The sequence below is a fragment of the Shewanella sp. GXUN23E genome, from assembly GCF_050865035.1.
Taxonomy (GTDB): Bacteria; Pseudomonadota; Gammaproteobacteria; order Enterobacterales; family Shewanellaceae; genus Shewanella.
Window position 1 is genome coordinate 162,862 of the sequence record NZ_JBOZWP010000001.1, and the last position, 13,391, is coordinate 176,252.

Here is a 13,391-nt window from a genome sequence, read left to right on the forward strand (position 1 = left end):
CCCGCTTTAGCGGGCCTTTACCTATTAACCGGCGGTCAAACTATCAGGCCAGTTGACGGTATACCCGCTTCATGGCGCGTACCAGACCCAATACATCGTCTTCGTCATGGAACAGGTGCGTGGAGATACGAAGCGCGTAAGTATCCTGGGCATCATCAGGATGCAGCTTGAAGTTGGTGGTACGGATGATATAGCCGTAGTCTTCACGCAAGCGATCACGGAATTCAGTCAGCAGCACACCATCAGTCTTGTCCCAGAAAGGGTTGAAGGTAGTCAAACCGGACGACAGCTCAGCCACATCAGGAGAGTAGTAAGTCGCATCGCTGTCGAATGAGTATCTGAGCGCGGCTTTACACATTGCGCTGAGCTCAAGAATACGGCGCTCAATGCGGTCACGGCCGATGGCATCCCACATCTGACAACATTCCACCAGTGCCTGCTTGGCAGGATAGTTGTCCTGTCCAACATACTGGAATCTTTGATGGAACATCACAGGATCATTGTAGGCATCTTCCACATCAGTACCTGATGGGTAAGAGGAGTTCACGAAGAACAGTGGCTGTGGACGGTCGTACCAGAAATCACGCAGGCGCTTGGCGCAGTCGCGAACATACAGAATACCGGTAGAGCCGGGACCACATTGCCACTTGTGGCCGGAGCCGGCATAGAAGTCACAGTCAATATCGTGGAAATCCAGCGCAAACATACCCGGGGTGTGCGCGCCATCCACCAGTGTTGGAATACGGTTTGGTACCGCCACTTCCTTACAGATACGTTTGGCCGGCAACGCCACACCAGTTTTGTAGGAAACGTGAGAGAAGCAGATAAGACGTACCCGGTCACCGTACAGTGCCACCGCATCGGCAAACAGTCGGACATAGTCATCTTCGGTGACAAATTCATAGCCGGTGTAGGTTGGCAACGTCAGCTCGACCACTTCCACATCATAGCGCTGGGCGACGATCTTCATTGGCATGGCGCCGCCAACGTGTTCCTGGTTGGTGGTCAGGATCACATCACCGGCCTGGAAGTTCAAACCGTGAATAATACTGCACATACCGTCAGTGGTATTGCGGCTCAGAATAAGCTCATGGGCATCGGCACCGAAGCTGGCAGCAACCTGCTTGGACAGTTCAGTGGTGGACACCTGAGTCCCCCAGGGGTGCTTGGAGATGTATTCGTTATTGTCTTCGTAGTTTTCCAGCACACGCTCAGGAATAGAACCCGTGGTTCCCACATTCATGTAGGTTTCACGCTTGCTGAGGACAAACTCCTTACGCACCTTTTGCCACAGACGGCGATCATTGCCATGATGTCTGAAGCTGCTGATGTGCTCTCTGTCATCATCTGCCAGTGCAACACCGGGCAACATGCTGCTGCCGACACCGGCCAATGCTGCGCCGGTTGAAAGTTTTAAAAATCCGCGACGATTAAGTTCTGCGCCCGCTTTATTCTTCTTTGAATCCATATACTTCTCACCTTTTCAGTGAATATTCATCATCCGCTGGCGCTCCATGTGGCACGTCAGCACCCAAACGGGCGCACCCAATATACAGAGATCCCGCCACAGGTAACTGGGCGACAGAAAAATTCGTGATCTGCACCTCGTGAACAAAAATTCACGCTGTGATAGTGACCTCTGTCTTTGACGGCGCGCCGGGAATATGATTGGAAGCTGAATTATTCGGGGTAATAAAAAACCCGCCGCAGCGGGTTTTTTAACAGAGATTGACTTTAGAACACGTAGTTCACACTCACATTAACGTAACGCCCGGGTTGGGTGAAATCGTCATAATCCATGTTCATGGTGGAGGACAGCAGGAATACTGACTGGCCGGCCACGTCAGCATAGTCCACATACTCTTTGTCAAACAGGTTGTAGACACCGGCACGCAGGTTCCAGTGGTCATTGATCCGCAGGCCGAAGGTCAAATCCATCACCGCATAACCTGAGGTTCCGTACACTTCGTTGAACTTCTCTTTGGGAATGCACACGCCCATGGCGCAGACGTCTTCATCAGCCAGGTTGATATCGAAGGTACGGCTCATGTGATCCGCCCAGCGCACCACGGCACCGATATCTGCTTCCATATTGCCAATGTCGGTGTACCAGTTGATACCGGCGTTGCCCTTCAGCGGGCTGACACTGTTAAGGTGCTCTCCGTTTTCATCCACGCCGTGGGTATAAGAGATATTACCCCACAACTCCAGGGTATCGGTCAGCCAGTGATTCACCTGTGCTTCGGCGCCGTACAGCTGCACCTCATCCCGGTTGAAGTATTGATACTTGAACTCCATCGGCTTAATCGTTGGCGGGAAGCCCGGAATAAACACCGGTGGCTGGAAGCTCACATACTGCCAGTCAATAAAGTCCTTAGCCTGAGTGTAGAACAGCGTCAGCTCATACTGGGTGTCGGTATGGTTGCCGCGCACGCCGATTTCCCAGGTGTGGGACTGCTCGGATGCCAGATCATAGTTGGCCTGGATCAGCACATCCGTCATCGAGCCGGCATCCACCTCCAGCTCCCCCCATTTCTGATCCGGAGTCGGCATTTTGTAACCATAGGCATACTGACCATAAACACTGACGGAATCGCTCAGCTGATATACCAGTCCCACCTTGGGCGACCAGAAGTTATCGCTCATGGACTGGAAGTCAGCGGCATCTTTACCGGCTTCGACCGCCTGCTGCTGATCCGGGGTATTGCGGAAATAGTCATAACGCAAACCGGCAATCAGGTTCAGGTCACCATTGAGCAGAGTGACATCATCCTGCACAAAAACACCCAAACGCTGGCTGTCGGTATCGGCAAAAGTAAAGGGATTATTGGTCTGTCCGGTCAGCGTATCGGTCACGGTGCGATGACGTGACATGGTAGAGAACTCATAGTCCACACCATAGGTGATCTGGTGACCATAGTGCGCATTACCCACATACTTACTGAAGGTTGAGTTCACACCAATACGCTGATCTTCAAAGTTATAATCACGCACTTCGGCCAGACCATACTGAGTCTGGGCTTTGTTCCACTCGAAATAGTCCCGGTGTTCCAGCTGCTCAGTATGACCGAAATAGGCGGTCACTGTCAGGGTATCGTGCATCCTAGTTGGCTTTTTGGACACCAGCTGCAGCGCCCCGTTGACCACCTGAGTATCACGGTCGGTATCCAGGTTTTCTTCCAGTGCACCGGCCTTATCAAACTCATATTCCCAGCGCTTGAGGGTCTGCTCCAGATAATCCAGCGTCAGCTGCACTGAGGTATATTCATTGAAGTGATACTTACTCTTGAACAGCACACTGTCCTGAGTCAAATCGCTGTCAGGCTGGGTATCAAAGAAGTTGGGCAACTCCTCACCTTCGCGGTGCTGATAGGTCAGCAAATTTTCAAAACCACCGTAGGCTGCTGCGCTGGTAAACCCGGCGGCGTACTCATCGTTGATACCGGCATAACCGGCATTGAGCGACACATAGTAATCTTCACCCAGCAGATAATCGGCAGCATCCTTGGTGCGCATCACCACCACACCGCCCAGCGCATCGGAGCCGTACATAGTTGAGGCCGCGGCTTTCACCACTTCCACCTGCTTGAGGCTCTGCACTTCTGTCAGACCACGACCGGTACCTTCCGCGCCGGGGCCCAGTGGTGAGGCATACTGGTTGTTGACCCGCACGCCATCTTTCACCATCATCACCCGGTTGCCACCGATACCACGAATGGTCACAGAGGTTGGCTTGCCGGCTCCCCCCTTGATACCAATAGCGGATTCATTGCGGAAAATACTGCCAAAGTCATTGCTCATGGTCCGGCCGATGGCTTCTTCATCGATCACCACAATAGAGCCGGCAACCTGCTCTATTTTCTGCTCCATCCGGGAGCCGGAAATCACTATGACTTCATCAACTTTCTGGGTGGCCTGCTCCTGCGCGGCAGCCGCAAATGCGGATCCCACGGCCAGTGCCAATACACTCATCTGCAGCGGTTTCATCTATCACCTTCAGTCTCAAAAATGAGAATAATTCTTATCTGAAATTGCGCGTTAGCTTATAGTGGATTGACTTTGTGATCAGGTTTATCTGGCGACATTTTGCGCAACCGGAAAAAGTAAATCGCAAAAATCAACAGTGGATCACGGGACATTAATCTCTGTTCATAAAAATGCCCCATCGACAGGCTACCTTTGGTCCGACAACCGACAAAATTAACTGCGGATAATGCCGACTGATGGGTTGACACCCGACGCGGTAACATCAAGTATTGAGTGATATTGATAACATTCCGGTGGTTGGCGCTGATGTCTCTGTATTCCCTGCTCAAAAATCAACAAATGCACCATGGCGTCTGCCCTGTGGCTGTTGTTTTTGACTGGAATTCACGCGCCCGCCCCTGACATTGAATCAATCCCGGTCGCAACAGGTGACCGGAGAATCTGGTCCTTGCCACCGCTGTTTATTCCCCCATTGCAAGGAGCCGTTATGTCATCACCGCAAGAGCCCCCAATTCCACCTATGGTTCCCTTTGCCTTTGTGCTGGGGGTGATCATCTGGTCTACCACGCCACTGGGAATTGTCTGGAGCAGCGAGTCAGTCCATCCCACCATGGCGGTATTGCTGCGCATGTTGATCGCGCTGGTACTGGGACTGGTGATGATTCTGTGCTCCCGTATCCGCCTGCCGGTCACCCCCAATGCCCTGAAACTCTATGCCTTTTCGACCATAGGCATGGTCGGTGGCATGCTGCTCAGTTATTTTGCCGCCCGTTATATTGGCTCAGGCACCCTGTCACTGATTTTCGGGCTGGCGCCCATCATTTCTGGCCTGCTGGCGCAGCGTATGCTCAACGAACCGGCATTCAGTAAAATACGTTTGCTCGCCTTTGCCATTGCGTTTACCGGCCTTGGCGTAGTCTGTTTTGACCGCCTGGGCAACGACAACAATGCCTGGCTGGGTATCAGCCTGACGCTGGGGGCGGTGACCCTGTTCAGTCTCAGTGCCGTACTGGTCAAAACCATCAGTATCAGCATTCATCCACTGGCCAGCACTGTGGGCACCCTAAGCTTCTCAACCCCATTATTTGCCCTTGCCTGGCTGGTTTTCGACGGCACACTGCCTGTGGAAACCTGGCAACCAAAGTCTCTGTACGCCATTGTTTATTTGGGAATTATTGGTTCACTGGTAGCCTCGGTGGCCTACTTCTACATCCTGCAGCACCTGCGAGCCAGCACAGTGACGCTGGTGACCCTGATCACCCCGGCGTTTGCCATGATGCTCGGGACACTGCTCAATGGCGAGACTATTTCGCTGCACCTGCTGGCCGGGGCGGCCCTGGTACTGAGTGGTCTGACACTGTATCAGTTCGGGGAGCGCTGGATACCGATGGGCAGAGACAAGAAGATGTCCCACAGACCCGGCTGAAAACAACGGTCGGCAACAATGCAGAGCTAACTGCCGTTAAATTTAGCATCCACTTAATTTCATTGATTTAAACAAGAATACTTGCAATCAATTCAGGGACATTGCATGTTGAATATATGATCAATTTTTGTTCATTGGTTGATAACCGGCGATCTGTGGTTATCAGACCTCAAATTGTCACAGCCTGATGGTTAAGTGTGAACGTTCAGCGTGAGTGATCAGCGGTTACCAGTACAGAGGATGTCACCATGAAATTGAATACCCTTGCAGTGTTAATGTGCGGTGTGGCGCTGAGTGGCAGCGCACTGGCGGGAAGTACCGATTCGTCCCAGAAACTCAGTCAGGCTTATGGCCATATCATGCCAGCCAACTCGACGCTGGTGCATTCCAAAGCCTCCAGTCTGCCAGCCGGCGCCAGCGACCAACTGGTACGCTCACTGCGGGAAGAGTGGTACAAAGACCGCGAAGGCCACAACTGGTACACCTGGGAAGAAAAACAGCAGCAACCTGATGGTCACTGGGCCGCTATTGGCTCAGGCATTGCCAAACAGGGCAGCGATGCCTACAAACCACGCCCATAATTCCGGGTTATCACCGGCACTGTGCCCAGGCACATCCCCCACACAAAGCAGCCAACAGGGCTGCTTTGGTTTTCCCCGGGACGGTTTTCCCCTGTATGGTCATCAACGGTCGCGGTTGTCCGCTGCGCGGCGCTTACGCTGATGAACGGGACATCCTGAAGCGGCGACTCATCAGGCGATAGAATCCGATACCAACAAGCACGGACAGCGTGGCCAGCACAGCCCCAATCAAGGTTGAAGCCAGCACGTCTCCGGGCCAGTGCAGTCCAAGCAACATGCGACTGAGCCCCATGGCCGCGGCCCAACCGGCAAAGCCTGCCGCCCAGCCATAGCGTCCATCACTGAGCAAAAAGAAGCACAGGATCAGCGCAAAAGAGACCGCAAATTGCGTATGCCCGGATGGGAAGGAATAACCCAGTTCATGGCGCCAGTGCTTTTGCAGATAACCGGGCACCGGCAGTTCAGATGATCTGGCCTGCAGCCACTGATTCATCTGCTGCCGTTTCTGCGCTTTGGGCAATTGATAAAATGCCTGGGCTGCACTTTCACTGCCGGCCAGCCAGACGATATTCGGCCTGGCCTCCTCAAATACCTGCTTAAGCTCATGATTGAGCACTATGCCCACACTCTGGCTGAAAGTGACCGCCACCAGCAAAGGTAAAAACAATCTGGTCGGCAGCAATCGCCAGCACAGTAATAAACACAGCAGGATAAAACCTATCCCCCAGGGCACTGTACCGCTGAAGGTCACCAGATAGAGGGCATGCGCTGCGACAGAGGACAAGTCCAGCAAGGGAAAAAGTGGCACGGGCAGCAGCAACCCCAGCAGCGGGATGGTTAACAGTGCCAGCAGGATAAAAATCATTCGTTTGACCACTAACATCAGGGTCACTCCGATGCAAAAAGCCGCTATTCTGGCACAGCATATCCTGAACCCGGATAATTGTTTCCAAGTTTTAATCAACGCAACCCGCTACCGCGACCTTGCAGTGGCGATTGCACTAAGGAGCCGCCATGAAAGTTATCGCTTTTGCTGCCAGCAGCAGTCGCCATTCCATCAACAAGCAGTTGGTCAGCTATGCCTGTGGATTACTGCCCAATGCCCAGGTGACAGTACTGGATCTCAATGATTTTGAACTGCCGCTGTTCAGTGAGGACAGAGAAAAGGAGCTGGGGCATCCGCAACTGGCACAGGACTTCTTCGCCCTGCTGGGCAGCGCCGATGCACTGGTGATCTCCTTTGCAGAGCACAACGGCTCTTATACCGCCGCCTATAAAAATCTGTTCGACTGGACGTCACGCATCAACCCAAAAGTGTTTCAGGGCAAACCTGTCATTGCACTGGCCACCTCCCCCGGCGCTGGCGGTGCCGCCAGTGTGCTGGCAACGGCGGTCAAATCGATGCCATACTTTGGCGGCGAGGTAAAGGGTCAATTTTCCCTGCCGGCCTTCAACGATAACTTTGACCGCACACAGGGTTGCGTAAAGCCCGGACCACTGGCCGACCAATTGGCCGCCACAATGGCGATGCTGTAAGCCTTCTGTAAAACCAGTATCCTGCCGCCCGGCCTGCTGCGCCGGGCATCTCCCAACCGCGACTGACGCCCCGTTATGGCGCCCTGACGATGCCAGTTGTTTCCTACCCTTTTCAGGGTAAACATTTTAATTTATTTAATAAAACAAATAACTTACAAACATCCTACTGATGCATTAAGCTGCCAACTCTACATCTGCACAATAAAGGGAATGATTATGCGCACACTGTTGCTTGCCACCAGCCTGATACTTCTGTCGGGCTGCGCATCAACCTACCGGGAAGACAGTAGGACGACACAAACCAATTACCTGACTCAGGCAACGCTGGTTGCCGATTTGTCCAACAAAACCCTTGAGGCTCAGTACATTCAGCAAAATACTCAGGTCGTTGGCGCTGGCGCACTGGGAGGACTGATTGGCGGGCTGGTCAATGCCGGGATCAACGCCTACAACGCCAGCAATGCCGAAGATACAGTCGAGCGATTACGCACACTGATGGGAGAGGATGCTCTGCACAGAGCATATCAAGGCCAGTACCAGCTGCTGCTTGAAAGCCTGCCCGAGTTACAGGGTCGGCCGGTACATGTATGGCAGGAAATACCCGATGGCGGCATTACCAGTCTGGGACTGAAACCAGGAGAAGTCGCGCTGCTGCTGGTCCCCCAGTACAGCCTGACGGTGTCCAAACGTCGCCTGCATGTTGAGCTGGACGCTCAGTTGCTGGAACAAATGCCATCCAAAAAATTTCCAAAAGTGATTTACAAAAATCGCTTTGTCTACCAGTCACCGGCCATTGAATCCGCGCCTGTATATCGCAGTCAGGAGGAGATCGCTCAGCTTCGGGCTGCCATTGAAGCCGATTTTGGCCCGCTGCCCAAGGATGAATACAACCGCATTAAAGAAAAAAATAAACGCGCCAAGAAAATTGAAGCCCTGAGCAAGCCGCTGCAGGGTCAGGAGTATGATATGCGCCAGGCGGCACTGTGGCTGAAGGACGATGCCAGTCAACTGCGTCGCCACTTTCGCGAAGGGGTTGACGAGATTTTTGCCATGTTTGCCCATGACTATGCCACAGTCAGTACCGGCAAAAAATTTCAACCCAGCGCGCCCCAAAATCGTTCAACGGGGCGGCAATGGATCAATGTGGCAAGCGGCCCACTGGCGGGCAGTTGGATGTCACTGCTGAGCAATGAGCAACTGGAGCTCGCCACGCCGGTCGGTGGCATGATTTACATGGCGCCGGCAGGTTAGTCACGGGGAACATTTATCCCTTTCCCTTGGCAGGAATTCTTCTTACACTCTGGCCACGATTTTCAGGCGGAGCATAAAGATGCCACATTTTCGATTCCGGGCCATTGAGGCCAATACAGTACAGGCGCTGTCAACCCCTTTGGTTGATGCGCTGGAAACCCTGATGAAAAGCCCACGGGCGCATTTCACCATTGAGCATATTGGGGCGCAGTTTTATTTCGAAGGCCAGGCCTTTGCTGCCTATCCCTTTGTGGAAGTATTGTATTTTGACCGTGGTCAGGAAGTGCAGGATGAGATTGCCAAGCGTGTCACTCAGGTGGTGCGCGATGCCATGGGTAAGCCTGAGCAGGATGTGGCGGTGATCTTCACCAAGCTCACCCCATCTGACTACTACGACAATGGCCGTCACTACGGCTGAAGCCAACTTCAGTTAATCGTTGAACGGTTTCTGCCGGAGCGTGTCAGGCAGATATGAAAAAAAACGGCGACCATCCCTGGTTGCCGTTTCTTTTGGACGGTTGATTAGTGATGCGAAATCACAATCTACTGCCCATTACCCTGGCTGTTATTGGTTTTGGTTTTCAGGGCTGAATTTGTCCAGGATGACCGCGCAGGCCGCATCACCTGTGATGTTCAACGAGGTGCGGATCATGTCAAATACCCGATCCAGCGCGAACAGCAGTGGCAGACCGTCAATCGGGATACCTGCCGCCAGCAGCACAGCCACCACCAGGAAAGATGGGCCCGGCACCCCGGCCTGACCAATAGCGCCCAGGGTTGAGGTGAAGATGATCGCCACATAGGCCATCACGGTCAGATCCACGTTGTACATCTGGGCGAAGAACATGGCGACCAGCCCGTAGTAAATCGCGTTACCGCTCATGTTGATAGTGGCACCCAGTGGCAGCACAAACGCGGTGGTCGCTTTGGATACACCCAGTTCTTCCTCACAGGTTTCCATGTTAATTGGCAGGGTCGCCATGGAGGAAGCCGTTGACAGCGCCATCACCTGCGGCTTTTTCATCGCCGAGATGAACTTACGGGCAGGCACGTTAGAGAAGGTTTTTACCAGCAGCGGGAACACGATAAAACCGTAGATCAGAATCGCTACCACAAACACCAGAAACAGCTTAATCACCACTTCCAGCGCCTGGAATCCGAAGGTCCCCACTGAATCAGCCATCAGGCCAAACACGCCGATAGGGGCAATCACCATCACACAGTTGATCATCCATACAAAGGCATCAACCACAGTGTTCAACCCACTGATAATTGGCTTGGCGCCATCGCCTTTGACTTTGGTCAGCGCGATACCGAAGAAGATGCTGAACACCAGGATCTGCAGAATATTGCCACCGGTCAGGGACTCAAACACGTTGGTCGGGATCATGCCGATCAGCGTATCCATCACCCCGGGCACCTTGCCCTGCTCGGCAGTCACTGTCATCAAATCATGACCGTGACCGGTAAAATCCACGCCCATACCGGGTTTGAATACCGAGCCCATCACCAGTGCCAGCGCAACCGCCAGGCCAGAAGTGGCGATAAAGAAACCAAAGGTGCCGACACCGATTTTCCCGGCGGCCGGGCTGTTACCCAAACTGGCGGCACCGGCCACAATGGACACCAGCACCAGTGGGATCACCAACATTTTGACCAGACTGATAAAAATGGTGCCCAGCGGGGCAAAAATGGCCGCCTGCTCGCCCAGGGCGAAACCAGCCAGGGCACCGATGATCATGGCGATCACCACCTGTACCCCGATGTTTTTGAAAATACTCTGCTTGCTCACGTTCTCTTCCCCATTTGCTGACAGCTTTATATTTGCCGCCTTATTTACTGCGCCTAAAGTAGCATATTCATCACTGTGTTAACTGTGAAACATCACTCCGTTCGCGCCAAAAATAAGCAAAACACAAAAATACACGCTCAATCCAGATAAACTTTCAAAATTAAATGCCAATTTTTATGGATTAACCAAAAACACATCTATTCAGGTATACCAAATCAGACAATCTGCATTATCGACGAGGTTTTAACCACAGAGTAAATGCTGTTTGCGGCCAATTATTCAGCAGATTCCCCGCCAGCACCGCTCAATACCGGGTTACCGGTAAAAACGGGCCGCCTGACATCTGCCACAACGGCTGTTGTGACATTCGCAGAGCCCACAATCAATGGTCAGGTTTTCGACTCTGACGGTATCACTGTTGGCAGGCTATCGCGGCAGGAAGCCCTCAAGCGGGAAACTGATTGAGCAGCAACAGCATCCCCGGCAACCAGGCGGTGAAGATACCGCAGAACACGGCAAAATAGCCAACGCCCCGCCCCATCGGACGCTGCAGCGCCAGCTCAATAAAACCGGTCAGCCACAGCATTCCCCAGCTCAGCCAGATTGCCATCCAGATCAGGTTACCCGGTGTCATGCTGATTAAGCCCAGGGTATTTGGGTCAATCACCGACAGCGGCAAAGTATTGATAGCCACGAACAGACAGTACCAGCCATAGAGCCGGTCATCGAGATTGAACATCGAGCGCGCGGCAATATACAGGTAAGTAAAGGCAAACAGCAGCCCGGCAGCTGCGGCAAAATAGTCACCGCGGATGATGGCAATAATATTCACCACCAGCGACAGCAGGCCGGTAAACACATTAAATACCGCTGCCGATTTGTCATCGACACCAATCAGTCGACCAATGCCGTTGAGGATCAGTACCACCCCAACGTAAACCAACACCAGCCCCAGCATGATACGCACTCCCGCCAATTGAAATCGCAGCAGTCTAGCATACTCATGAATGCCCTGTTGTCAGCATCATAACCCGGTTGATGACTTATCCGGATTTGCGCTGCCATCGTCAAACGACGCCAGAGCAGTGAAGGTCCTGAGCACTCAGCGGCAGGCATGTTTTTAATATCAAAAAGCCCTGCGAAACGTTCGCAGGGCTGTCTATTTCAAGTCAGTGTATGAGTGAACTTAAGGCAGTTGCCAGCAGAAGTGGTCATCCGCCCGGGTTGCAATAGCCAGACCACCTCACAGTCCGGCTTACCAGCGGTAACTGATTTCCAGCTCCCACTCGGTCATCTGCAATTGGATCTGCTGATCTGAGGTGGCCACAGCCGGATTACGCCCCTTCAGCGTCTGTCCCGGGGCATACATCAACGCCAGACTCAGCTCACGGCCACCCGACAGCGCACGGGTCATCCCCAACGTCACATGTTGCTGCATTACCCCGGGGGCCAGAATGTTGAAAATCACCTCAGTATCCGGGATCGGCTGCTTACCATAGCTGAACCCGGCCCGCCAGTTGTACTCAGGCATGGAACTGACAACCCACTGGTAACCCAGCTTGTAAACCGTCATGTCCTGCCAGCCAAACCCCGGCCCCCCGTCGGCACCCATGCAAAACCGGCTGTCGCCACCGCCATAAGGCTGCGGAAAACATTGCCAGAGTGCGGGCAACATGGGGTTACCCACCGCCGCCACGTCCGAATACTGAATGTGCTGCACATCGAACACCAGAGTGCCGGCGGCACTGACATCATAGGCCAGCCCCAGATTCCAGTTGGCCGGAATATCGAAGTCGCCATGTCCGGCGAACAGCCCGGCGTAACGGTCAAACTCACTCATGGCAATTTTCGATTGATAAGCTGCGCCCAGCGTCAGCCCATCTATCACCTCACCCATCCAGCCCAGCTTGAATCCCCAGCCGTAACTGCTGTCGACGCCCCGATTGGACAGATTATCGGGGTCGGTCGACCAGCCGCCGAATGCCGACAGGCCGCGGGCTTCAAATCGTTGATAGGCAAAAATAAGACTGATCCCCAGTGAAGAGGTTTCGGTCACTTTTCTGGCGTAGGAGGCGTTGACAAACAATTGCTCCAGATTTACCCCGGCCGCACCGCCATAATAGGTGCCCATCCCTGCGGATGCGCTGCCCGGATAGTCGGTATTCATACCGCCATTGCCGTAAAGTGTCAGCCCCAGGCTGGCATCAGCGCCCAGCATCCAGTTTTTGGCCAGATGGGGAATCACAAAGTAGTTGCTGCCGCTGTCCACTTTGCCGGCCACCAGCGGAAGCTCAGGCGGCATCATCGGCGGCGCCGTCAGAGTGCTTATCTCATAACTTCTGGATGGGCTGAACAGCGCAACGCCCATATCCAGCCGCTCCCCCACAAATACCATACCGGCAGGATTGGTGGCAGCGGCCATGGCATCCTGCGGCAACGCCGAGCCCGCACCTGCCAGCCCTTTGTTCTTGGTGCCATAACCGTGGCCGAAATAACCGTTGGTCGCCTGCGCCGGTATCAGGGTGCTCAGCATCACAGTTATCATTGCCAGTATCAGGGGACTGGCTGAAAAAGTCCGAATCTGCATGACTCAACTCGTTGAATAACATTCAGGGTATAGACAAAGTGTAGACCCGGAAAACCCATGAGCAGCGGTCAGGATGCAAGCGACAGGACAGCGGCATGCCATAGCCAGCTGCCTGCGCAGTAAAAAAGGCGAAAAAACACCCTCCTGTGACGGAACAACAGACATAAAAAAGCCGGACTCTGAAAGTCCGGCTTTTACCCGCTGGCAATCTCTATCCAGCCATATTAGCCA

The 13,391-nt window shown here is 53.5% G+C and carries 11 protein-coding genes; 5 read left to right on the forward strand and 6 right to left on the reverse strand.

Annotated features, from left to right (window positions below; genetic code table 11):
* Window positions 1-43: 43 nt before the first annotated feature.
* Entirely contained in the window at window positions 44-1,468 is a 1,425-nt protein-coding gene (locus ACRRUX_RS00715) for an aminotransferase class V-fold PLP-dependent enzyme (RefSeq protein WP_432526267.1), read from the reverse strand.
* A 266-nt stretch (window positions 1,469-1,734) separates the two neighbouring features.
* Complete coding sequence (locus ACRRUX_RS00720; protein WP_432526268.1) at window positions 1,735-3,987, reverse strand: TonB-dependent hemoglobin/transferrin/lactoferrin family receptor; 2,253 nt, start codon at window positions 3,985-3,987, stop codon at window positions 1,735-1,737.
* Between the two features lie 487 nt (window positions 3,988-4,474).
* On the opposite strand from ACRRUX_RS00720, the gene ACRRUX_RS00725 reads away from it, so the two are divergent.
* Together ACRRUX_RS00725 and ACRRUX_RS00730 are read left to right on the forward strand one after the other, a co-directional pair.
* Window positions 4,475-5,413: a DMT family transporter gene (locus ACRRUX_RS00725; protein WP_432526269.1), complete on the forward strand. Its 939-nt coding sequence runs from the start codon at window positions 4,475-4,477 to the stop codon at window positions 5,411-5,413.
* A 248-nt stretch (window positions 5,414-5,661) separates the two neighbouring features.
* A complete protein-coding gene (locus tag ACRRUX_RS00730; RefSeq protein ID WP_432526270.1) occupies window positions 5,662-5,994 on the forward strand; it encodes a hypothetical protein in 333 nt (110 codons plus the stop codon).
* A 133-nt stretch (window positions 5,995-6,127) separates the two neighbouring features.
* On the opposite strand, the gene ACRRUX_RS00735 is transcribed toward ACRRUX_RS00730, so the two are convergent.
* Window positions 6,128-6,877 carry a phosphatase PAP2 family protein gene (locus tag ACRRUX_RS00735; protein ID WP_432526272.1) on the reverse strand — a complete coding sequence of 250 codons (750 nt, stop codon included), beginning with the start codon at window positions 6,875-6,877 and terminating at the stop codon, window positions 6,128-6,130.
* A gap of 131 nt (window positions 6,878-7,008) precedes the next feature.
* Between ACRRUX_RS00735 and ACRRUX_RS00740 the strand changes: the two genes are divergently transcribed.
* The 3 genes from ACRRUX_RS00740 to ACRRUX_RS00750 all read left to right on the forward strand — a co-directional run bounded on the left by ACRRUX_RS00740 (window position 7,009) and on the right by ACRRUX_RS00750 (window position 9,199).
* Window positions 7,009-7,530: an NADPH-dependent FMN reductase gene (locus ACRRUX_RS00740; protein ID WP_432526273.1), complete on the forward strand. Its 522-nt coding sequence runs from the start codon at window positions 7,009-7,011 to the stop codon at window positions 7,528-7,530.
* A 216-nt stretch (window positions 7,531-7,746) separates the two neighbouring features.
* Window positions 7,747-8,781 carry a hypothetical protein gene (locus ACRRUX_RS00745; RefSeq protein ID WP_432526274.1) on the forward strand — a complete coding sequence of 345 codons (1,035 nt, stop codon included), beginning with the start codon at window positions 7,747-7,749 and terminating at the stop codon, window positions 8,779-8,781.
* Between the two features lie 79 nt (window positions 8,782-8,860).
* The gene (locus tag ACRRUX_RS00750; RefSeq protein WP_432526275.1) at window positions 8,861-9,199 is read left to right on the forward strand and encodes a DUF1904 family protein; all 339 of its coding nucleotides are present in this window, start codon (window positions 8,861-8,863) and stop codon (window positions 9,197-9,199) included.
* A gap of 147 nt (window positions 9,200-9,346) precedes the next feature.
* On the opposite strand, the gene ACRRUX_RS00755 is transcribed toward ACRRUX_RS00750, so the two are convergent.
* The 3 genes from ACRRUX_RS00755 to ACRRUX_RS00765 all read right to left on the reverse strand — a co-directional run bounded on the left by ACRRUX_RS00755 (window position 9,347) and on the right by ACRRUX_RS00765 (window position 13,106).
* A complete protein-coding gene (locus ACRRUX_RS00755) occupies window positions 9,347-10,573 on the reverse strand; it encodes a dicarboxylate/amino acid:cation symporter (protein WP_432526276.1) in 1,227 nt (408 codons plus the stop codon).
* Window positions 10,574-11,018: 445 nt separating this feature from the next.
* Window positions 11,019-11,531: an AmiS/UreI family transporter gene (locus tag ACRRUX_RS00760; protein ID WP_432526278.1), complete on the reverse strand. Its 513-nt coding sequence runs from the start codon at window positions 11,529-11,531 to the stop codon at window positions 11,019-11,021.
* A gap of 297 nt (window positions 11,532-11,828) precedes the next feature.
* Window positions 11,829-13,106, reverse strand: a complete 1,278-nt coding sequence (locus ACRRUX_RS00765) for an OmpP1/FadL family transporter (protein ID WP_432526280.1) — start codon at window positions 13,104-13,106, stop codon at window positions 11,829-11,831.
* Window positions 13,107-13,391: the final 285 nt, after the last annotated feature.

Bases quoted from the DNA above. Each gene is read 5' to 3' on its own strand.
- ACRRUX_RS00715 (WP_432526267.1), bottom strand. From the start codon at position 1,468: ATGGATTCAAAGAAGAATAAAGCGGGCGCAGAACTTAATCGTCGCGGA.
- ACRRUX_RS00720 (WP_432526268.1), bottom strand. From the start codon at position 3,987: ATGAAACCGCTGCAGATGAGTGTATTGGCACTGGCCGTGGGATCCGCA.
- ACRRUX_RS00725 (WP_432526269.1), top strand. From the start codon at position 4,475: ATGTCATCACCGCAAGAGCCCCCAATTCCACCTATGGTTCCCTTTGCC.
- ACRRUX_RS00730 (WP_432526270.1), top strand. From the start codon at position 5,662: ATGAAATTGAATACCCTTGCAGTGTTAATGTGCGGTGTGGCGCTGAGT.
- ACRRUX_RS00735 (WP_432526272.1), bottom strand. From the start codon at position 6,877: ATGTTAGTGGTCAAACGAATGATTTTTATCCTGCTGGCACTGTTAACC.
- ACRRUX_RS00740 (WP_432526273.1), top strand. From the start codon at position 7,009: ATGAAAGTTATCGCTTTTGCTGCCAGCAGCAGTCGCCATTCCATCAAC.
- ACRRUX_RS00745 (WP_432526274.1), top strand. From the start codon at position 7,747: ATGCGCACACTGTTGCTTGCCACCAGCCTGATACTTCTGTCGGGCTGC.
- ACRRUX_RS00750 (WP_432526275.1), top strand. From the start codon at position 8,861: ATGCCACATTTTCGATTCCGGGCCATTGAGGCCAATACAGTACAGGCG.
- ACRRUX_RS00760 (WP_432526278.1), bottom strand. From the start codon at position 11,531: ATGCTGGGGCTGGTGTTGGTTTACGTTGGGGTGGTACTGATCCTCAAC.
- ACRRUX_RS00765 (WP_432526280.1), bottom strand. From the start codon at position 13,106: ATGCTGAGCACCCTGATACCGGCGCAGGCGACCAACGGTTATTTCGGC.